The following is an 18,722-nucleotide window of genomic DNA, read 5'->3' as shown; positions in this document are numbered from 1 at the left end:
ATCCGCCCTTCAAGTCCATGTGGGTATTCGGGTAAAATCGGCAGGATTTGAGCTCGGTTTCCACGTTTGAGGATGACTGTAATGAGTGAGCAACACGTCGATGCGGGGCGCCGTCGTTTCCTGACGGTAGCAACCAGCGCGGTTGGTGGTGTGGCGGTAGCCGGGGTGGCAACGCCGTTTCTGATGAGTTTCTTCCCGTCCGAGAGGGCCAAGGCTGCCGGTGCGCCGGTCGAGGTCGAGATCGGCAAGCTGGAGCCGGGCCAGAAGATCAACGTCGAATGGCGCGGTAAGCCGGTGTGGGTGTTGTCGCGTACTCCGGAAATGGTGAAGAACCTCGCCAAGAACGACGACAAGCTGGTCGATCCCAAGTCGGAAGTCGAGCAGCAGCCGGAATACTGCAAGAACGAATACCGTTCGATCAAGCCGGAACTGCTGGTGGCGGTGGGTATCTGTACCCACCTGGGCTGTTCGCCGACGTTCCGTCCCGACCTCGCCCCGGCCGACCTCGGCCCGGAATGGCTTGGCGGTTTCTATTGCCCCTGTCATGGCTCGAAGTTCGACCTGGCAGCACGGGTTTTCAAAGGGGTGCCGGCACCGAAGAACCTGGAAATCCCGCCGCACAAGTATCTGTCCGATAGCCGCCTATTGATTGGCGCCGACAAATAAGCTGAGGGCGAAAAATGAGCAAAGGACAAAGCATCCTGAACTGGATCGACGAGCGCTTCCCGCTGTCATCCACCATGAAGGCGCACATCACCGAGTACTACGCGCCCAAGAACTTCAACTTCTGGTACTTCTTCGGCAGCCTGGCGATGCTGGTACTGGTGATCCAGATCGTCACCGGCATCTTCCTCACCATGAACTACAAGCCGGATGCCGCGACTGCCTTCCTGTCCGTCGAGTACATCATGCGCGACGTGGCCGGGGGCTGGATCATCCGCTACATGCACTCCACCGGCGCCTCGATGTTCTTCATCGTGGTCTATCTGCACATGTTCCGCGGTCTGATCTACGGTTCATACAAGCAGCCGCGTGAACTGATCTGGGTGTTCGGTACCCTGATCTTCCTGTGCCTGATGGCCGAAGCCTTCATGGGTTACCTGCTGCCGTGGGGCCAGATGTCGTTCTGGGGCGCTCAGGTGATCGTGAACCTGTTCGGTTCGATCCCGGTCATCGGCCCGGATCTGTCGGTATGGATCCGTGGTGACTACGTGGTGTCCGACGCGACCCTGAACCGCTTCTTCGCGCTGCACGTGATCGCGGTTCCGCTGGTGCTCCTGGCGCTGGTGGTGGCCCACCTGGTGGCGCTGCACGAAGTGGGTTCCAACAACCCCGACGGCGTCGAAATCAAGAAGAACAAGGATCCGAAGACCGGCATTCCGCTCGACGGCATTCCGTTCCACCCGTACTACACTGTCAAGGACGTACTGGGCGTTGCCGTGTTCCTGATCGTGTTCTCGGCCATCGTGTTCTTCATGCCGGAAATGGGCGGCTTCTTCCTCGAGCACCCGAACTTCGACCCGGCCGACCCGCTGAAGACCCCGCCGCACATCGCGCCGGTATGGTACTTCACGCCGTTCTACGCCATCCTGCGCGCCATTCCGTCCTTCCTGGGCACCCAGGTGTGGGGGGTGCTGGGCATGGGGGCGGCTGTAGTGCTGATCGCGTTCCTGCCGTGGCTGGACAAGTCACCGGTGAAATCGATCCGCTACCGTGGTCCGAAGTTCAAGTTCATGCTGGTCCTGTTCATCATCGCCTTTATCGGCCTGGGTATCCTGGGGGCCATGCCGTCCACCAATACCCGCACCGTGATCGCCCAGATCCTGTCTGCGATCTACTTCGCTTTCTTCCTGGGCATGCCGATCTACACCAAGAACGATGTCGGCAGTGAGCCAGTTCCGAGCCGCGTGACCGAGACCAACGCCAAGCGCCAGCTGCGCTTCCTGGTGCTGGTTGCCGTGACCGTGGTCGGTGCAGCGCTGTTTGCCATGAACGTGTAACGAGGGGGATGGACAATATGAAAACCAAAATCCGTCATCTGATCGCCGCTGCTGCGTTCATGCTGCCGCTGGGGGCTGCCGTGGCCTCCGAAGGGGGCCCTGCGCTGGAAAAGGCTCCGATCGATATCCATGATACCGAGTCGCTGCAGCGCGGCGCGCAGCTCTTTACCAACTACTGCTTGTCCTGCCATTCGGCCAACGCCATGCGTTACAACCGTCTGGCGGATATCGGCCTGACCGAAGACCAGATCAAGGAAAACCTGCTGCCGCCGGACGCCAAGGTGGGTGACACCATGAGCATCGCCATGGGCAAGAAGGATGCCAAGGTCTGGCTCGGTGCTGCGCCGCCTGACCTGTCGGTGATCGCACGCTCGCGCGGTGCCGACTACCTGTACGCCTACCTGCGTGGTTTCTACCGTGACGACACGCGTCCCACCGGCTGGAACAACCTGGTATTCGACAAAGTCGGCATGCCGCATGTGTTCTGGCAGTGGCAGGGTGATCAGGTGCTGAAGACGGTCAAGGGTGAAGGCGGCCACGAAGAGCATCAGCTCGAGCTGGTCAAGGCCGGTACCATGACCAAGCTGGAAAACGGCAAGGCCAATACCGTCGAATTCGACCGCCGCATGGCCGATCTGACCAACTATCTGGTGTACATGGGCGAACCGGCCCAGGTGAAGCGCCACCAGATCGGCTACGTCGTGCTGATGTTCCTGGGCCTGCTGTTGCTGCCTCTGGCCTACTTCCTGAAGAAGGAATACTGGAAAGACATTCACTGAGTCTGAAGGTTGGCCGAAGACAAGGGCGGGTAAATCCCGCCCTTTTTCTTTTTCAAACAGGGGCTTAATGGCTAAAACTGGAAAAGCGTGGCGGCAAAATGGTAAACTTCACTATTGTTGCCAATCAGAAGGATGCGCTTTTAGCCATGATGACCTTGTACTCCGGTATCACCTGCCCGTTCAGCCAGCGTTGCCGCATCGTATTGTATGAAAAAGGGATGGATTTCGAGATCATCGATGTGGACGTCCACAACAAACCCGAAGATCTCGCGGTGATGAACCCGTACAACGAGGTGCCGGTCTTGGTCGAGCGTGATCTGATCCTGCACGAATCGAACATCATCAACGAATACATCGACGAGCGCTTCCCGCACCCGCAACTGATGCCGGCTGATCCGGTGATGCGCGCGCGTGCTCGCCTGTTCCTGTTCCGCTTCGAGCAGGAGCTGTTCTGCCACGTCAAGACGCTGGAAGCCGGTGCCACTGGTAAAGAAGCGACCAAGGCGCGCGAGGCGATTCGCGACGGCCTGATCATGATCGCGCCGATCTTCGCCAAGCAGAAGTTCATGTTGGGCGACGAGTTCTCGATGATCGACGTGGCCATCGCTCCGCTGATGTGGCGCCTCGAGCACTACAATATCGATCTCGGCAAGAGCGCTGCGCCGATTCTCAAGTACGCCGAACGGATCTTCCAGCGCCAGTCCTTCATCGACTCGCTGACCCCATCCGAAAAGGCCATGCGCAAGTAAGGGCAGTGATGAGTTCGTCTACCAAGCCTTACCTGATCCGCGCTCTGCACGAGTGGTGCACCGATAATGGTCACACACCGTATATCGTGGTGTGGGTCACCGACCAGACCTCGGTGCCGCGCGAATTCGTCAAGAATAACGAAATCGTGCTCAATATCTCCCCGACCGCTTGCCAGGCGCTCAAGATCGACAACGACTGGATCTCTTTCTCGGCCCGCTTCGGCGGTGTTGCACGCGAGATCTGGGTTCCGGTCGCCAACGTCATGTCCATCTTTGCCCGGGAAACCGGGGAGGGGATGGGGTTCGAAGTCGAAGCTCCTCCGGCGGTGGAAGAGGCGTCCGAATCGGCTCCTGCCTTGAAACCGGTCGAAGGACAGGGGGCGGGGGCGGGATCGGAGGCCGAGCCGGCGCCGCGCCCATCCGGCCGACCCAGCCTGCGCGTCGTCAAGTAGGGTGTTTCTCCCCAAGCCAAAAGCCAGCTCGATGCTGGCTTTTTGTTTGGTCGTTTCTTCGGCGCGGCAGAATGCCGGCAAAAAAATGGGGCGCCGAAGCGCCCCCAAGTCCCTTACCACAACAAGACAACTTAATGATCTCTTGTGTTACTCCACGCGTTCGCCGTGGAGCACCACATCCAGCCCCTCGCGCTCTTCTTCATCGGTGACTCGCAGACCGATGACCACGTCGATAAGCTTCAGCAGCACAAAGCTGGCGACGCCACAGTAGGCCGCGGTGACCACCACGCCGAGCGCCTGGGTGGCGAGGCTGCCATCAACGCCGCCAATATCCTTCACCGCGAACACGCCGGTGAGCAGGGCGCCGACGATACCGCCAACACCGTGTACGCCGAAGGCGTCGAGCGAGTCGTCATATTTCAGGGCGTGCTTCAGGCCGGTTGCGCCCCAGTAGCACACGAGGCCGGCGATGAGGCCGATGGCCAGAGCGCCCTTGGCATCCACGAAGCCGGCGGCCGGGGTGATGGCCACCAGGCCGGCCACGGCGCCGGAGGCGATACCCAGCACCGACGGCTTGCCCTTGGCAATCCACTCGGCGCCCATCCAGGCCAGTGCCGCCATGCCGGTCGCGATCTGGGTCACCATCATCGCCATGCCGGCGCGGCCATCAGCGGCGGCGGCGGAGCCGGCGTTGAAGCCGAACCAGCCTACCCACAGCATGGAGGCGCCAATCAGGGTCAGCACTAGGTTATGCGGGGCCATCGCTTCCTTGCCGAAGCCGACGCGCTTGCCCAGAACCAGGGCTGCTACCAGGCCGGCAACACCGGCGTTGATGTGCACTACGGTGCCGCCGGCAAAGTCGAGGACGCCTTTATCGGCCATCCAGCCGCCCGGTGCCCATACCCAGTGTGCAACCGGTACGTAGACCAGCAGCGACCACAGAGCCATGAACACCATCATGGCGGAAAACTTCATCCGTTCAGCAAAGGCACCGGTAATCAGGGCCGGAGTGATGATGAAGAAGGTCATCTGGAACATCATGAAGACCGGTTCTGGAATGGTCGGGGCCAGCGGGTGGACGGTCAGTTTGCCGCCATCCTTCAGATAAGTCAGCCCTTCCATCAGGACACGATCGAAACCGCCGATCAGGGAATTGCCGGGGGAGAAGGTCAGGCTGTAGCCAATGACGGTCCATAGCACGGTCATCAGGGCGCAGATCGCGAAGCTCTGCATCAGCGTCGCCAGGACGTTCTTTTTGCGGACCATGCCGCCATAGAACAGGGCAAGCCCCGGGATGGTCATGAATAGCACCAGTGCCGTCGAGGTCATCATCCAGGCCGTATCGCCACCACTGATGGTGGAGGCAGCAACCAGGGTCGGTTCGCCTGCGGCCAGTGCCGGCAGGGAGGAGACGAGGGCGAGAGCGCCCAGTGTGGCCATATTCCTTTTCATTGGCATTCCCCTTCAGTTCCCGTTATGGAATTTAGACGGCATCGGCACCGGTTTCGCCGGTACGAATGCGGACGACTTGCTGCAGGTCGAACACGAAGATCTTGCCATCGCCGATCTTGCCGGTCCGGGCGGATTTTTCGATGGCTTCCACCACCTGGTCCAGCAGGGCATCGTCAATGGCGATTTCCAGTTTCACTTTAGGCAAGAAGTCAACGACGTACTCTGCGCCGCGATACAGCTCGGTATGGCCTTTCTGGCGTCCGAAGCCTTTCACCTCGGTCACGGTAATGCCTTGAACACCGATGGACGAGAGGCCTTCACGCACTTCGTCAAGCTTGAACGGCTTGATAATCGCTGTGACCAGTTTCATGTGCATTCCTTTCTGACGGATCCGAATCGTTTTTTACTGCTGTGCTGTGATTAAGCAGGTTTCGTGCCAGAGCATGTCGTTCGCCTCATATAGCGCAATGACGGCACCGTCACGGCCTGAAAGCGGGCATCCGCTACGCCTTGGCACCGTCTTGGCGCGATTGGTGTTCGGCGACTGCACCAATGCTGTGCGGCTGCCCGCCGCTGCAGCGGCAAATCCTTTTTGCTACACTCAAGCCTGTGCAACATGACGAAGTCAAGGAGGCCCCAGATGCTGAGCCAGAAGTTGTTTGAAGAAATCACCACCAAGATCAGTGACACCATCGCGGCCAGCCCGGTGAAGGATGTCGAGAAGAATGTCAAAGCCATGATGGCGTCGACCTTCTCGCGTCTGGACCTGGTGACCCGCGAGGAATTCGACGTCCAGCAGGAGGTACTGCTGCGTACTCGAGAAAAGCTGGAGCGGTTGGAGGCCCGCCTGGCCACTCTGGAAGCGGCGGTGTTCCCCGATAAGGCCGCAGAGCAGGTCGATACCCAGGCCACCCTGGGTCATTCCTGATTTCTAGCCGATGACGTTGGCCATCGTTCATAGCCGGGCCTTGTCCGGCATGGAGGCTTCCGAGGTCTCTGTCGAGGTGCACATGGCCAATGGCCTGCCGGCGTTCGCCATCGTGGGTCTGCCCGATACCGAGGTAAAGGAAAGTCGCGACCGGGTCCGGGCCGCGATCCTGACCTCGGGGTTTACCTTCCCGGCGCGGAAGATCACAGTGAATCTGGCTCCCGCCGATTTGCCCAAAGATTCGGGGCGCTTCGATTTGCCGATCGCACTGGGCATTCTGGTGGCGTCCGGGCAGGTGAAGGGGGACGCTCTCACCCGCTATGAATTCGCGGGGGAGCTGGCGTTGAGTGGCCAACTGCGAGCCGTCCGTGGTGGCTTGGCCATGACCTGCCATGCCCGGCGTGCCGGGCGCGCTTTTGTATTGCCGCCGCAAAGTGCCGCCGAGGCCGCCTTGGTGGCCGATGCCACGGTGTATTCGGCGGTGACGCTGCTGGAGGTTTGTGCCCACCTCAATGGTTTGCAGCTCTTGCCACGCGCGCAGGCGGAGAGTGCCCGCACCACTTTCTGCTATCCCGATCTGGCCGATGTCAAAGGGCAGGGGGCAGCGCGCGGGGCGCTGGAGATCGCCGCCGCGGGCGGCCACAGCTTGCTGTTGATTGGTCCTCCGGGAACAGGGAAGTCGATGCTGGCCAGCCGTTTGCCCGGGCTGCTGCCGCCAATGCAGGATGACGAGGCACTGGAGGCGGCGGCGGTTCAGTCACTCGGATCGCAAGGGTTCTCTGTCGAGGCCTGGCGCGCCAGGCCATTCAGAGCACCACACCACACCGCTTCCGCCGTGGCCATGGTGGGAGGGGGCTCCGAGCCACGTCCGGGAGAGGTCAGCCTGGCGCACCGTGGGGTGCTCTTCCTGGACGAATTGCCGGAGTTTGATCGTCGCGTGCTGGAGGTGCTGCGTGAACCTTTGGAGAATGGCGTGATCCATATCTCCCGTGCGGCCCGCCAGGCGACGTTTCCAGCCCGATTTCAGCTCGTGGCGGCAATGAATCCCTGCCCCTGCGGTTATCTCGGGCATCGTTCCGGGCGCTGCCAGTGCACGCCGGAGCAGGTTGCACGTTATCGCGGTAAAATCTCCGGCCCTTTGCTGGACCGGATCGACATGCATATCGAGATGCCGACCCTGTCGCCGGACGAGCTATCAGGGCAGGGGCAAGGCGAAACGAGTGCGGCGGTGCGCGAGAGGGTGATTTCGGCACGCCGGATCCAGTTGGCGCGGCAGGGGAAGGCGAATGCGGACCTTTCCGGGGCCGAGCTGGATCGGCATGGGTTGGTCGAAGCGTCGGCGCAGCAGACACTGCTTCAGGCGGTCGAGCGGCTGCATCTTTCCGCTCGCAGCTATCATCGCATTCTGCGTGTGGCCCGAACCATTGCGGACTTGAAGGGCGCGGAACGGATATCGCGCCAGGAAGTGTTGCAGGCGGTACAACTGCGACGTGCCGGGCTGCCAAATAGCTGAGCTTTTCCCCGGTCCGTCTTAATTATTGGATAATGTGGCGATTGCATGATGCAAGCTAGCGCCCATGGGTAATATTGATTTGAAACATTCTTCACGTTCTTCCTCTTCGCGCCGCAACTCGTCGGGAGCCGCGCGCAGTGGTGGTGGTGGTCTGATGGCGGGTATCGTCATTGGACTGATCGTCGGGGTGGCCGTCGCCATCGGCTTGGCCATGTATCTCAATCGTTCAGCGACGCCCTTTGCTACGGCAACGAAGTCGACCCCGAAGCCTGCTGCCCAGGCGTCCGAGCCGACCTTGCTGTCGCCTGGAAGCAAGATAGCCGAGCTGCCTGTCGCACCGTCATCGGCGCCGGCGACACCGGCGACTCCCCCGGCTCCTGTGGCTCCGCCGGCCGCCAAGCCAACCGCCCCGGCCAAAAGCCAGGATGAGCAACGTTTTGATTTTTACAAGATTCTGCCGGGGCAGCTTGATGCCGTCCCGGGTGAGGGGGGAAAGCATGCCAAGGGCGGGGAACCTTCCGCTTCTGCAGCTGTTCCTAAGTCTTATTTGCAAGTAGGTGCATTCCAGAATGAAGACGAGGCGGATAACCTGAAGGCTCGTTTGGCCATGCTGGGTGTCGAAGCCTCGATACAGTCGGTCAATCTGCCCGACAAAGGTCTGGTGCACCGTGTCCGCGTCGGTCCGTTTACACGCCAAGAAGATCTGGACCGGGTGCGTGCCCAACTCAAGCAGGATGGCCTGACAGGGGCTGTGGTCAAGGCCGGTAATTGATTTTGACAAGGGGATGATATGAAAAAGTGGTTACTTGCCGGGCTGATGCTGTTCAGCGCCTGGGCCAATGCGGCGATTGAGCAGGGCAAGGATTACACGGTATTGGCCAATCCGCAGCCAGTGGCAACGCCGGGCAAGGTGGAGGTCATCGAGTTCTTTTCCTACCACTGCATCCATTGTTTTCATCTTGACCCGGCGTTGACGGCGTGGAGCAAGAAGCTGCCGGCCAATGTCAGCTTCCGTCGTGAGCAGATTGTCTGGAACAAGCAGATGGAGGGTCTGGCTCGATTGTTCGCGACCTTCAATGCCACCCGGACGCTGGACAAGCTGCATGCCCCGGCGCTGAGCGCCATGGTGGAGAAAAAGATCAACCTGGCCGACGAGACGGAGATGAGCAAGTGGCTGGCGACCCAGCCAGGGATCGACACCAAGGCTTTCATGGCAACGTATAAGTCCTTCGGCATCAATGCCCAGGTGGCCCGGGCCAGCAAGATCACCCGAGACTACGGTATCGAGGGGACGCCGACCATCGTGGTGGCCGGCAAGTACGCGACCATGGCGGCCGAGCCGGCCCGCTTGCTGCAGGTGGTGGATGAGTTGATCGTCAAGGCACAGCGGGAAGCGAAGAAATAAGGTAGTTAAGTTTGCATTAATCGAACAAAGGCAGCCTGGCTGCCTTTGTTTTTGCCTGATAACGACAATGGAAAGGTTGTACCGTGGATGTGCTGCTGCTAGCCAAGGCTTTACTAATGGGGATCGTCGAAGGCCTGACGGAGTTTCTGCCGATTTCGAGTACCGGCCACCTGATCGTGGCGGGTGACCTGATCAATTTCCATAGCGAGACCAGTGCGGTCTTCGAGGTGGTGATTCAGTTGGCGGCGATTTTGGCTGTGGTCTGGGAATACCGGGCTCGTTTCATCGGTGTGGCGGAAAATCTGGGGCGCGATGTTTCGGCCCAGCGCTTTGCGTTCAATTTGCTGCTGGCCTTTCTGCCCGCCGCCATCATCGGCTTTCTATTTATCAAGGTCATCAAGCTCTACCTGTTCAACGCGGTGAGCGTGGCGTTGGCGTTTATTATTGGTGGCCTGGTGATCTTGTTGGTCGAGCGCAAGGATCGTCGTGCCCAGGTGCATAGCGTCGATGCTATGACGGGGCGAGATGCCCTCAAGGTGGGGCTGGCTCAGGTGTTTGCCCTGATTCCGGGAACCTCGCGTTCTGGCGCAACCATCATTGGTGGTATGTTGTTTGGCCTCGACCGGAAAGTGGCCACCGAGTTTTCCTTCTTTCTGGCGGTTCCGACCATGTTCGCGGCAACTATTTACGATGTGTACAAACATCGTGCGCTGTTCGCCTTGAGTGATGCCCCGGTCTTTGCCGTAGGTTTTGTGGCGGCCTTCTTCAGTGCGTTTCTGGCTGTACGCGGGCTGATCCGCTATGTCTCGGGCCATAACTTCAATGCTTTCGCCTGGTACCGTATTGGCTTCGGTGTGCTGATCCTGCTGACCTGGAAAATGGGTTGGGTGGACTGGGCGGCGTAAGTCATGCCTTTTTTTTCTCATAAAAGCTTGACGCTGGTTCGGCGAGACGGTAAGATGCATTTCTTCAGACGCGGGGTGGAGCAGTCTGGTAGCTCGTCGGGCTCATAACCCGAAGGTCGTAGGTTCAAATCCTGCCCCCGCAACCAAGTTTAGAAAAGCCAGAACATCATGTTCTGGCTTTTTGCTATTCAACGTGCACACATATCGGTGTACTCCGCATAACGTACGATTCCCGTCACGACGCGTCCTGAATTTTTGTGGGTCCCTCCGCCGGCTTGGCTTTTCAATTTAGCCAGCGCGGATGCTTGCGCATAAAAAAACACGTCACCCGAAGAGTGACGTGTTTTTTTTTGGGGGGGGGGCGGGCGATTTAGATGCGCTTGGCCAGTTCCACTGCCTTGCCGATATAGCTGGCCGGGGTCAGTTCCAGCAGGCGGGTTTTCTCCTGCTCGGGGATATCCAAGCCCTTGATGAAGGCGGACAGGGTGTCGCGGGTGATGCCGTCCTTGCCGCGCGTCAGCTCCTTGAGCTGCTCGTATGGATTGGCGATGCCATAGCGGCGCATTACGGTCTGAATCGGTTCAGCCAGCAGTTCCCAGCTGGAGTCGAGGTCGGCGGCCAGTGCGGCCGGGTTGATTTCCAGCTTGTTCAGGCCGCGTAGGCAGGCGTTGAAGCCGAGCAGGGTGTAGCCGAAGCCGACGCCCATGTTGCGCAGGACCGTGGAGTCCGTCAGGTCGCGCTGCCAGCGCGAGATAGGCAGCTTCTCGGCCATGAAGCCGAGTACGGCGTTGGCCATGCCGAGGTTGCCTTCGGCGTTTTCGAAGTCGATCGGGTTGACCTTGTGCGGCATGGTCGAGCTGCCCACTTCGTCCTTCTTGACCTTCTGCTTGAAGAAGCCCAGTGAGATGTAGCCCCAGACGTCGCGGTTGAGGTCGATCAGGATGGTGTTGACGCGGCCCATGGTCTGATAGAGCTCGGCCATGTAGTCGTGCGGCTCGATCTGGATCGTGTAGGGGTTGAAGGTGAGGCCGAGGCCGGTCACGAAGCGACCGCACAGGCTTTCCCAGTCGACGTTCGGATAGGCCACCTGGTGGGCGTTATAGTTGCCGACGGCGCCGTTGATCTTGCCCAGGATTTCCTGCTTGACCAGTTGTTCGCGTTGGCGGCTCAGACGATAGACCACGTTGGCCAGTTCCTTGCCCATGGTCGACGGCGTGGCCGGCTGACCGTGGGTGCGGCTCATCATTGGCACGGCGGCCAGTTCGTGTGCCAGGTTCTGCAGGCGCTGGATGACGCCGTCGAGGGCCGGCAGCACCACGGTATTGCGTGCCGTCTTCAGCATCAGGGCGTGCGACAGGTTGTTGATGTCTTCCGAGGTGCAGGCGAAGTGGATGAATTCGCTGGCGGCCATCACTTCCGGGTTGCCCGACAGGCGCTCTTTCAGCCAGTATTCGATGGCCTTCACGTCATGGTTGGTGCGAGCCTCGATGGCCTTGATCTCTTCGCCGTGCTCGACATTGAAGTTGGCGATGACATCGTCGATTTCGCGCAGGGTGGCGTCGGAGAACGGCTTGACCTCTTCGATGCCCGGTTCGGCGGCCAGCATTTTCAGCCACTCCAGCTCCACCTTGATGCGGAATTTCATCAGGCCGTACTCGGAGAACAGGGAGCGCAGCGGTTCGGCCTGATTGGCGTAGCGGCCATCCAGGGGGCTCAGGGCGGTCAACGTGGTCAGATTCATGACGAGGTATTTCCAAACGTATGTGCCGGTTGCCCGGCGGTTTCAGTACAAAAGTAAAAGGTTGGCCGAAGGTCAGGCGCGCAGGCGGCGTGCCACGCCTTCAGCCAGCCGGTCGGCGGCTTCTGGGTGAAAACGGAAGAACAGCTCCGGCTCGATCATTTCCAGTTCCATCACGGCCAGTTGGCCGTCGTTATCGCGGATGATGTCGACGCGGGCGTAAAGCACGTCGAACGGCACCGCGGCAACGGCCGCTTCGGCGAAGGTGATCTCCTCCTGGCTCGGCGTGTAGTCGTGCACCTGGCCGCCATGATCGTCCTGCACCCGGAAGTCGCCGCTCTTGGGCGTTTTGCGGATGGCGTGGGTAAAGCGACCGTCGATGATCATCAGGGAGGTTTCCCCCTGTGCCAGTACATCGTGCTGGAACGGCTGCAGCATCATCGCTTCCTGCTCGATCAGCTCCCCGTAGCTGCATTCCAGCGCCGGGGTGTCGGTATGGCGGAAACGATAGGTATGCCGTGCTCCCCCCGAGATCACCGGTTTAAGGATCAGCTCGTCCCAGCCGCTGCTCTCGACAACGCTGAGCAGGGAACGTCTATCGCCCTTTTCAATGTAGAGCGTCGGAACGATGTTGATGTCTTTTTCTGCCAGTGTGCCGAGGTAGTGTTTGTCGATGTTCCAGCGGATCAGGCCGGCCTCGTTGAACAGCCGGGTCTGGGCGCTGGTACGTGAAAGCCAGGCGCTGAATTCGGCGTAGCGGTCGAAGTAGTCCCAGGTGGTGCGCAGCAGGGCGGAACGCGTCTGCGTCCAGTCCATGGCGGAGTCGGCCCAGTCGTGGCGGGCAACGGCGAGCCCCTGTCTTTCCAGGGCTTGCAGTACCAGATTGTCTTCGGTGTGTACCTGGCGGGTGTACCAGTCGGCCTCGTTTGGTGCGAGGTAGCGGCTTTCGGTCAGGACGACAACGTCGTAATGCATGGTAGGTTCCATGTTCTGCGGCGTTTACATGCCACCGGGCAGCATGCCCTTCATGCCGCGCATCATTTTCATCAGGCCGCCCTTGGAGGAGAACTGCTTCATCATCTTCTGGGTCTGCTCGAACTGGTTCAGCAGGCGGTTGACTTCCTGCACCGTGACACCGGAGCCCGCGGCGATGCGACGCTTGCGGCTTGCCTTGAGCAACTCCGGCTTGCGGCGCTCTTCCGGGGTCATTGAGTTAATGATGCCCTCGATGCGGCGCATCGATTTTTCGGCTTCGGCGCCCTGCACGCCCTTGGCCATCTGGCCGAGCTGGCCGGGCATTTTTTCCAGCAGGTTGGCCATGCCGCCCATGTTCTTCATCTGCTGCATCTGCGCCTTGAAGTCCTCGAGGTCGAAACCCTTGCCCGACTTGAGCTTCTTGGCCATCTTGGCGGCTTCGTCCTGATCGATGCCTTTCTGGACTTCCTCGATCAGGCTCAGCACGTCGCCCATGCCGAGAATACGGCTGGCCATACGCTCGGGGTGAAAGGGCTCGAGGCCGGTGAGCTTCTCGCCGACGCCGATGAACTTGATTGGTTTGCCGGTGACGTGGCGTACCGAGAGGGCGGCACCGCCGCGGGCGTCGCCGTCCATCTTGGTCAGGATCACGCCGGTCAGCGGCAGCGCCTCGTTGAAGGCCTGCGCGGTGTTGACGGCATCCTGGCCCTGCATGGCGTCGACCACGAACAGGGTTTCGATCGGATTGAGCGAGGCGTGCAGGGCCTTGATCTCCTGCATCATGGCATCGTCGATCGCGAGGCGACCGGCGGTATCCACCATCAGCACGTCGAAGAAGTGGCGCTTGGCGTGGTCGACCGCGGCACGGGCGATCTCCACCGGCTTCTGCGTGCCGTCGGAGGGGAACCACTCCACGCCGATCTGCCCGGCCAAGGTCTTGAGCTGCTCGATCGCCGCCGGACGGTAGACGTCGGCCGAGACCACCAGGACTTTCTTCTTCTGCGTTTCCTTCAGCAGTTTGGCGAGCTTGCCGACGGTGGTGGTTTTACCGGCGCCTTGCAGGCCGGCCATCAGGACGATGGCGGGCGGGACGGCGGCCAGGTTGAGCGCGTCGTTCTTTTCGCCCATGAGCTTGGTCAGCTCTTCGTTGACCACGCCGACCAGCGCCTGCCCGGGGGTCAGACTGCCCATGACCTCCTGGCCGAGTGCCCGCTCCTTGACATGGTTGATGAAGGTTTTCACCACCGGCAGGGCAACGTCGGCCTCCAGCAAGGCCATACGCACTTCGCGCATCGCATCCTGGATGTTGGCGTCGGTCAGGCGTGCCTGGCCGCGCAGGTTCTTGATGACGCCGGACAGGCGGTTGGTAAGGTTATCAAGCATGGGGCGTCCTTCTGCCTGCCAACGATGGGCAGCTTGGTGTAGACTTTCAAATTGTCTATTTTACACGACCCACCGGGCTTGCGCCCGGTTCACGAGTGCAATTACCTCATGACCAGTTTTCTGCTCGTCATCACCCTGCTTCTGATTCTGGCCTACGGTGCGTTTTCCTGGCATTTCATCGGACACTGGCGCGGTGTCGGGATACTGCCGCGCCATCCGCGTCGCGAGCACCTGCTGCTGGGGGTGCTGTTGTTGCTGCACGCCATGGCGGTGATGGGGCCGCTACGCGAGGGAGCGTTGTTGTCGCTCGGGGTCGGACGGGCGTTGTCGGTGCTGGTGTGGCTGATGTTGCTGATCTACTGGACCTGCGGTTTTTTCTACCGTGTGGAAGGGCTGCAGCTGTTCATGATGCCGCTGGCGGTGGCCACGCTGGCGTTCAGCCTGCTGTTTCCGGGGGAGCATCTGCTGGGCGATCTGAGCAATCCGGCCTTGCTGTTGCACATTCTGGTGTCGATGCTGGCCTACAGCCTGCTCGCTATCGGCGCCCTGGTGGCGTTGTTGATGTTGGCGTTGGACAAAGCGCTGCATGACAAACGCTGGATCACGTTGGTGCGTCAGCTGCCCCCGTTGCTATCGCTGGAAACCATGATGTTCCAGGTGCTGGGTGTGGGGTTTTTGCTACTGACGGCGAGCCTGTTCAGCGGCGTGGTGTTCTCCGAGGAGGTGTTTGGCAAGCCGGCGGCCTGGTCGCACAAGATCGTATTTTCGATCATGGCGTGGGGCCTGTTTGGCGCATTGCTGGTGGGGCGCAAGTTGTATGGCTGGCGCGGCAAGTTGGCAGTGCGCTGGACGTTGATTGGCTTTGTGGCGCTGATGTTCGCCTACGTCGGCAGCAAGGTGGTGCTCGAACTGGTTTTGCATCGCAGTTAATTATTTGTCATATTGACGGGGCGGGCTTCGCATTTGTTCCCTCTAGTAAGGAGTCGATATGAAAAAATTGCTGCTGATCCTCGCCAGCGTGCTGGCGTTCTGTTCCTCCGCCATGGCGGCCATCAACCTTAATACTGCAACGCAGCAGGAGCTCGAATCGCTCAACGGTATCGGCCCGGCCAAGGCCAAGGCGATCATGGATTATCGGACCAAACAAGGGCCGTTCAAGACCGTCGACGAATTGAAGAACGTGCCAGGCATCGGCGACAAGACGCTGGAAAAACTGCGCAAGGACATCGCTGTGTCGGGCAAGAGTGCCGCGCCGACGGCGAAACCTACGGCTCCGGCCAAAGCCGGCAGCAGCCCCGTCGTGCCGGCCAAACCGGGCGCCAAGCCCGTGGCCAAGCCGGTCGCTCCGGCCAAGCCGTAATCGTTCGCTGACGTCACGCATAAACGCCCCGCTTGGGGCGTTTATGCTTTTTGGCGCTGCCCGAACAGCGCCAGGGCCCGTGTCCGCTGCTCGGCATGATCGACGATGGGCCGAGGATAATCGCGTCCCAATAGAAATCCGCCGGGCAACACCTTGGCCTGCCACGGAGCGTGAATAGCCTTGTTATCGAGTGCGGCCAGTTCCGGCACATACCGGCGGATGAACTTGCCTTCAGGGTCGAATTTCTGCGACTGAGTTACCGGATTGAAAATGCGGAACCAGGGCTGGGCATCGCAACCGGTCGATGCGGCCCACTGCCAACCGCCATTGTTGGCGGCCAGATCGTAGTCGATCAGCTTTTCGGCGAAATAGCGCTCCCCCCAACGCCAGTCGACCAGCAGATCCTTGACCAGGAAGCTCGCCGTCACCATGCGCAGCCGGTTGTGCATGTAGCCGCTGTACTCGAGCTGCCGCATGGCGGCATCGACCAGCGGGTAGCCGGTGCGCCCGGCGCACCAGGCGACGAACAGGCTGTCGTCGTTGGGGAAACCGAGCTGCCTGTACTCCGGTTTGAAGCTTTCCTCCACGACGTGCGGGTAGTGCCACAGTAATTGCTGATAGAACTCACGCCAGATCAGCTCGTTCAACCAGGTCGTCGCCCCTGCGCTGCCTTGCTGCCAGGCAAACTGTGCCAATTGACGAATCGAGATGGTGCCAAAGCGCAGGTGAACCGACAGGTACGACACTCCCTTGGCAGCGGGGAAGTCGCGCCATTGTTGGTAGTGTTCGATACGTTGGCCGAAATCGGCGAACACAGCTGCGGCGCCCGCCATACCTGCGCGAATGCCCAGTCGACCGAGCCCGGTATCGGTAAAGCCCAGGTCGGCCAGGCTGGGGAGCGGGGTTTCGGCCAACCTTGCCAGCCTGTTGAGGTAACGTGTGCTTGGGTAGGCCTGCAGAAAAAAGGGGATGAGCTTTTTCAGCCAGGCATTCCGGTAAGGGGTGAATACGGTATAGGGCTTGCCGTTTACGGTGAGCACTTCGTCCTGCTCGAAGATCACCTGGTCTTTCACCGTTTCCAGCCGCGTGCCGTGTCGAGATAGCCGCTCGGCCACCGCCGCATCACGCTGGCAGGCGGCCGGTTCATAGTCGCGGCTGGCCCAGACTGTGCTGGCCCCGTGTTCCTGCGCCAGGGCCGGGATGCAGTCCACCGGCCGGCCGGATGCGACGACCAGGTCGCTGCCGAGGGCACGCAAATGCTCTTTCAGTTCCATCAGAGAGTGCCAGATGAAGTCGACGCGGTGGTCCTGCGCGGGCAGGTGATCCAGGATATCCCGGTCGAACACGAACACGCAGATGACGCGTTCGCTGTGGCGCAAGGCGGCATGCAGTGCCGCGTGATCGTCAAGTCGCAGGTCGCGGCGGAACCAGCAGAGGGCAGTCGTGGTCATGGTCGGGTTCGAGTCAGGGAATGGCGTTATTTTGCGGTGTTTTAGGTCGTGAGACACGAAGCGGCAACCCGCTCGGGAATGCATGGAGTGACTTTTTTGCAACAGTTTTTGTCATAACGGGTTGTTGTGTCTCAAATTGGCAACATTTGTTGTTTGTTTGTATTTCTATATAAAACAATGATTTATCGAATCGTGTTGCAACTTGGTTGAAGCCTGTCCAGCGTGCCGACCACGCGGTTTTGTATTTTCGCAACGCCAGATTTATAGTCTCGACAGAAATCGCCGGAAATTATCGGTGGTGCAGAAATGTTCGGGCTGGCCTTGTTTAGCCTGGCTAGCAGCCGGACAAACCCAACTGACTTAAAAGGAAGAACGCGATGAACAAAAAGCTGATCGCTGTTGCTCTGGCCGCCCTGCCGGCAGCCGCCATGGCCGACGTGACCCTGTACGGTACCATCGAAGCCGGTATCGAAAACGGTAAGACCTACAGCTACGATTTCGCCAAAGATGGCGGCAAGCTGAAGTCCGGCACCCGCATCGACGACACCGGCTCCCTGATCGGCTTCAAGGGCTCGGAAGATCTGGGTAACGGCCTGAAAGCCATCTGGCAGGTTGAGCAAGGCCTGAACATCGACGGCACCACCGGTTCCGCTTCCGGCAACGGCTACGACAACACCTTCGCCACCCGCGATTCCTTCGTCGGCCTGCAGGGCGATTTCGGTAAGGTGCGCATCGGTAAGCTGAGCACCTACAACAACTCCGACATGGGCAATCCGGATAACTGGATCTATGGCAAGGGCGTGAACGGTCTGTACTACAGCTCGATCAACATCCTGGACGGCCGTGTCAAGAACGCTCTCCGCTACGACAGCCCGGAATTCGCTGGTTTCCGTGCTTCCGCCCTGTACGGTGTGGATGAGTCCCGCGCTTATACTACCGATGGTAAGCGCACCAACAAGGCCACCTGGAACCTGGGCCTGGGCTACCAGAACGCTGGCTACTTCGCCGACTTCGGCTACGTTGGCCTCCAAGACCAGAACACTGCCGGTGACAAGAACGGCAACTACTGGCGCCTGGAAGGCGGCTACAACGCCAACAACCTGTTCCTGGCTGGCTACTATGGCCAAGGCAAGCTGTACGGCACCAATCCCCTGGGCCTTACTGACTTCAGCCTGACCGGCAACGAAGAGCTGAAGTACCGCGAAGCTGGTGTGACCGTGGGCTACACCATCGGCGCCCTGACCCCGAAATTCAGCTACGGCCGCCTGTGGAACCTGAAGATCGACGGCGAAAAGCAGGACGAGAAGATCAACCAGTACATCGTTGGTGTTGACTACGCCCTGTCCAAGCGCACCACCACCTACGCTTCCCTGGGCTACGCTCACCACAGCGACGACGCTCTGGAAACCGAACGTACTCTGGCTGTCGGCGTGAAGCACAAGTTCTAATCAGAGACTTCGTCTGATTGGTAAAAAGGACTGCCTTGGCAGTCCTTTTTTTATTCTGCCCAGTGTGTTGGCTGGGGTACTGTTGGCCGGTCTTGGCCGGGCACTTGCAGCATGGCCACCCTTGTACGGTAGAGTGTATGCGGACAACCAAGATTTACGCTACAGTCCGGGGTGTGCCGCTGTC

At 60.0% G+C, this 18,722-nt stretch carries 19 protein-coding genes and 1 tRNA gene; 14 read left to right on the top strand and 6 right to left on the bottom strand.

Annotated elements, in window-relative coordinates; translation table 11 throughout:
* Positions 1–81 precede the first annotated feature (81 nt).
* The 5 genes from petA to NH8B_RS17160 all read left to right on the top strand — a co-directional run bounded on the left by petA (position 82) and on the right by NH8B_RS17160 (position 3,980).
* A complete protein-coding gene (gene petA, locus NH8B_RS17180) occupies positions 82–666 on the top strand; it encodes a ubiquinol-cytochrome c reductase iron-sulfur subunit (protein WP_008952456.1) in 585 nt (194 codons plus the stop codon).
* 14 nt (positions 667–680) lie between these two features.
* On the top strand, positions 681–2,000 hold the full coding sequence (locus NH8B_RS17175; RefSeq protein ID WP_008952457.1) for a cytochrome b: 1,320 nt from the start codon (positions 681–683) through the stop codon (positions 1,998–2,000).
* A 17-nt stretch (positions 2,001–2,017) separates the two neighbouring features.
* Positions 2,018–2,779, top strand: a complete 762-nt coding sequence (locus NH8B_RS17170; RefSeq protein WP_008952458.1) for a cytochrome c1 — start codon at positions 2,018–2,020, stop codon at positions 2,777–2,779.
* A 146-nt stretch (positions 2,780–2,925) separates the two neighbouring features.
* Positions 2,926–3,528, top strand: a complete 603-nt coding sequence (locus tag NH8B_RS17165; RefSeq protein WP_040652169.1) for a glutathione S-transferase N-terminal domain-containing protein — start codon at positions 2,926–2,928, stop codon at positions 3,526–3,528.
* Between the two features lie 8 nt (positions 3,529–3,536).
* Complete coding sequence (locus tag NH8B_RS17160) at positions 3,537–3,980, top strand: ClpXP protease specificity-enhancing factor (RefSeq protein WP_014088365.1); 444 nt, start codon at positions 3,537–3,539, stop codon at positions 3,978–3,980.
* 147 nt (positions 3,981–4,127) lie between these two features.
* On the opposite strand, the gene NH8B_RS17155 is transcribed toward NH8B_RS17160, so the two are convergent.
* Positions 4,128–5,432, bottom strand: coding sequence for an ammonium transporter (locus NH8B_RS17155; RefSeq protein ID WP_014088364.1), 1,305 nt, complete (start codon positions 5,430–5,432; stop codon positions 4,128–4,130).
* 31 nt (positions 5,433–5,463) lie between these two features.
* Positions 5,464–5,802, bottom strand: a complete 339-nt coding sequence (glnK, locus tag NH8B_RS17150; protein WP_008952462.1) for a P-II family nitrogen regulator — start codon at positions 5,800–5,802, stop codon at positions 5,464–5,466.
* Between the two features lie 270 nt (positions 5,803–6,072).
* Here glnK and NH8B_RS17145 point away from each other — a divergent pair, with 270 nt between their 5' ends.
* From NH8B_RS17145 to NH8B_RS17120, 6 genes are all read left to right on the top strand, one after another.
* Positions 6,073–6,360, top strand: a complete 288-nt coding sequence (locus NH8B_RS17145) for an accessory factor UbiK family protein (protein WP_008952463.1) — start codon at positions 6,073–6,075, stop codon at positions 6,358–6,360.
* Between the two features lie 10 nt (positions 6,361–6,370).
* Positions 6,371–7,873: a YifB family Mg chelatase-like AAA ATPase gene (locus tag NH8B_RS17140; protein ID WP_014088362.1), complete on the top strand. Its 1,503-nt coding sequence runs from the start codon at positions 6,371–6,373 to the stop codon at positions 7,871–7,873.
* Between the two features lie 64 nt (positions 7,874–7,937).
* Entirely contained in the window at positions 7,938–8,645 is a 708-nt protein-coding gene (locus NH8B_RS17135; protein ID WP_083844263.1) for an SPOR domain-containing protein, read from the top strand.
* 18 nt (positions 8,646–8,663) lie between these two features.
* Positions 8,664–9,278 carry a thiol:disulfide interchange protein DsbA/DsbL gene (locus NH8B_RS17130; RefSeq protein ID WP_014088360.1) on the top strand — a complete coding sequence of 205 codons (615 nt, stop codon included), beginning with the start codon at positions 8,664–8,666 and terminating at the stop codon, positions 9,276–9,278.
* A gap of 83 nt (positions 9,279–9,361) precedes the next feature.
* Positions 9,362–10,183, top strand: a complete 822-nt coding sequence (locus NH8B_RS17125; RefSeq protein WP_014088359.1) for an undecaprenyl-diphosphate phosphatase — start codon at positions 9,362–9,364, stop codon at positions 10,181–10,183.
* Between the two features lie 69 nt (positions 10,184–10,252).
* Positions 10,253–10,329, top strand: a tRNA-Met gene (locus NH8B_RS17120).
* A gap of 224 nt (positions 10,330–10,553) precedes the next feature.
* Here the strand turns inward: NH8B_RS17120 and purB are convergent.
* The 3 genes from purB to ffh form a co-directional block, all read right to left on the bottom strand.
* Positions 10,554–11,924, bottom strand: coding sequence for an adenylosuccinate lyase (gene purB / locus NH8B_RS17115; RefSeq protein WP_014088358.1), 1,371 nt, complete (start codon positions 11,922–11,924; stop codon positions 10,554–10,556).
* Positions 11,925–11,996: 72 nt separating this feature from the next.
* Complete coding sequence (locus tag NH8B_RS17110) at positions 11,997–12,896, bottom strand: ATP-grasp domain-containing protein (RefSeq protein ID WP_014088357.1); 900 nt, start codon at positions 12,894–12,896, stop codon at positions 11,997–11,999.
* 24 nt (positions 12,897–12,920) lie between these two features.
* Positions 12,921–14,279 carry a signal recognition particle protein gene (gene ffh / locus NH8B_RS17105; RefSeq protein WP_014088356.1) on the bottom strand — a complete coding sequence of 453 codons (1,359 nt, stop codon included), beginning with the start codon at positions 14,277–14,279 and terminating at the stop codon, positions 12,921–12,923.
* Positions 14,280–14,387: 108 nt separating this feature from the next.
* Between ffh and NH8B_RS17100 the strand changes: the two genes are divergently transcribed.
* Both NH8B_RS17100 and NH8B_RS17095 read left to right on the top strand, forming a co-directional pair.
* Positions 14,388–15,209 carry a cytochrome C assembly family protein gene (locus tag NH8B_RS17100; protein WP_014088355.1) on the top strand — a complete coding sequence of 274 codons (822 nt, stop codon included), beginning with the start codon at positions 14,388–14,390 and terminating at the stop codon, positions 15,207–15,209.
* A gap of 58 nt (positions 15,210–15,267) precedes the next feature.
* Complete coding sequence (locus NH8B_RS17095; RefSeq protein WP_014088354.1) at positions 15,268–15,639, top strand: ComEA family DNA-binding protein; 372 nt, start codon at positions 15,268–15,270, stop codon at positions 15,637–15,639.
* Positions 15,640–15,680: 41 nt separating this feature from the next.
* Here NH8B_RS17095 and NH8B_RS17090 read toward each other — a convergent pair whose 3' ends face one another.
* Positions 15,681–17,090, bottom strand: a complete 1,410-nt coding sequence (locus tag NH8B_RS17090; protein ID WP_014088353.1) for a cryptochrome/photolyase family protein — start codon at positions 17,088–17,090, stop codon at positions 15,681–15,683.
* 377 nt (positions 17,091–17,467) lie between these two features.
* Between NH8B_RS17090 and NH8B_RS17085 the strand changes: the two genes are divergently transcribed.
* Positions 17,468–18,538: a porin gene (locus NH8B_RS17085; RefSeq protein WP_014088352.1), complete on the top strand. Its 1,071-nt coding sequence runs from the start codon at positions 17,468–17,470 to the stop codon at positions 18,536–18,538.
* The last annotated feature ends 184 nt before the right edge of the window (positions 18,539–18,722 follow it).

The sequence above is a fragment of the Pseudogulbenkiania sp. NH8B genome (assembly GCF_000283535.1).
GTDB lineage: Bacteria > Pseudomonadota > Gammaproteobacteria > Burkholderiales > Chromobacteriaceae > Pseudogulbenkiania > Pseudogulbenkiania ferrooxidans.
This window is presented reverse-complemented; position numbering and strand designations above follow the sequence as displayed.

Bases quoted from the DNA above. Each gene is read 5' to 3' on its own strand.
- NH8B_RS17130 (WP_014088360.1), top strand. From the start codon at position 8,664: ATGAAAAAGTGGTTACTTGCCGGGCTGATGCTGTTCAGCGCCTGGGCC.
- NH8B_RS17085 (WP_014088352.1), top strand. From the start codon at position 17,468: ATGAACAAAAAGCTGATCGCTGTTGCTCTGGCCGCCCTGCCGGCAGCC.
- NH8B_RS17155 (WP_014088364.1), bottom strand. From the start codon at position 5,432: ATGAAAAGGAATATGGCCACACTGGGCGCTCTCGCCCTCGTCTCCTCC.
- ffh (WP_014088356.1), bottom strand. From the start codon at position 14,279: ATGCTTGATAACCTTACCAACCGCCTGTCCGGCGTCATCAAGAACCTG.
- NH8B_RS17140 (WP_014088362.1), top strand. From the start codon at position 6,371: ATGACGTTGGCCATCGTTCATAGCCGGGCCTTGTCCGGCATGGAGGCT.
- NH8B_RS17100 (WP_014088355.1), top strand. From the start codon at position 14,388: ATGACCAGTTTTCTGCTCGTCATCACCCTGCTTCTGATTCTGGCCTAC.
- NH8B_RS17135 (WP_083844263.1), top strand. From the start codon at position 7,938: ATGGGTAATATTGATTTGAAACATTCTTCACGTTCTTCCTCTTCGCGC.
- NH8B_RS17175 (WP_008952457.1), top strand. From the start codon at position 681: ATGAGCAAAGGACAAAGCATCCTGAACTGGATCGACGAGCGCTTCCCG.
- purB (WP_014088358.1), bottom strand. From the start codon at position 11,924: ATGAATCTGACCACGTTGACCGCCCTGAGCCCCCTGGATGGCCGCTAC.
- glnK (WP_008952462.1), bottom strand. From the start codon at position 5,802: ATGAAACTGGTCACAGCGATTATCAAGCCGTTCAAGCTTGACGAAGTG.
- NH8B_RS17110 (WP_014088357.1), bottom strand. From the start codon at position 12,896: ATGCATTACGACGTTGTCGTCCTGACCGAAAGCCGCTACCTCGCACCA.
- petA (WP_008952456.1), top strand. From the start codon at position 82: ATGAGTGAGCAACACGTCGATGCGGGGCGCCGTCGTTTCCTGACGGTA.
- NH8B_RS17095 (WP_014088354.1), top strand. From the start codon at position 15,268: ATGAAAAAATTGCTGCTGATCCTCGCCAGCGTGCTGGCGTTCTGTTCC.
- NH8B_RS17160 (WP_014088365.1), top strand. From the start codon at position 3,537: ATGAGTTCGTCTACCAAGCCTTACCTGATCCGCGCTCTGCACGAGTGG.
- NH8B_RS17165 (WP_040652169.1), top strand. From the start codon at position 2,926: ATGATGACCTTGTACTCCGGTATCACCTGCCCGTTCAGCCAGCGTTGC.
- NH8B_RS17090 (WP_014088353.1), bottom strand. From the start codon at position 17,090: ATGACCACGACTGCCCTCTGCTGGTTCCGCCGCGACCTGCGACTTGAC.
- NH8B_RS17170 (WP_008952458.1), top strand. From the start codon at position 2,018: ATGAAAACCAAAATCCGTCATCTGATCGCCGCTGCTGCGTTCATGCTG.
- NH8B_RS17145 (WP_008952463.1), top strand. From the start codon at position 6,073: ATGCTGAGCCAGAAGTTGTTTGAAGAAATCACCACCAAGATCAGTGAC.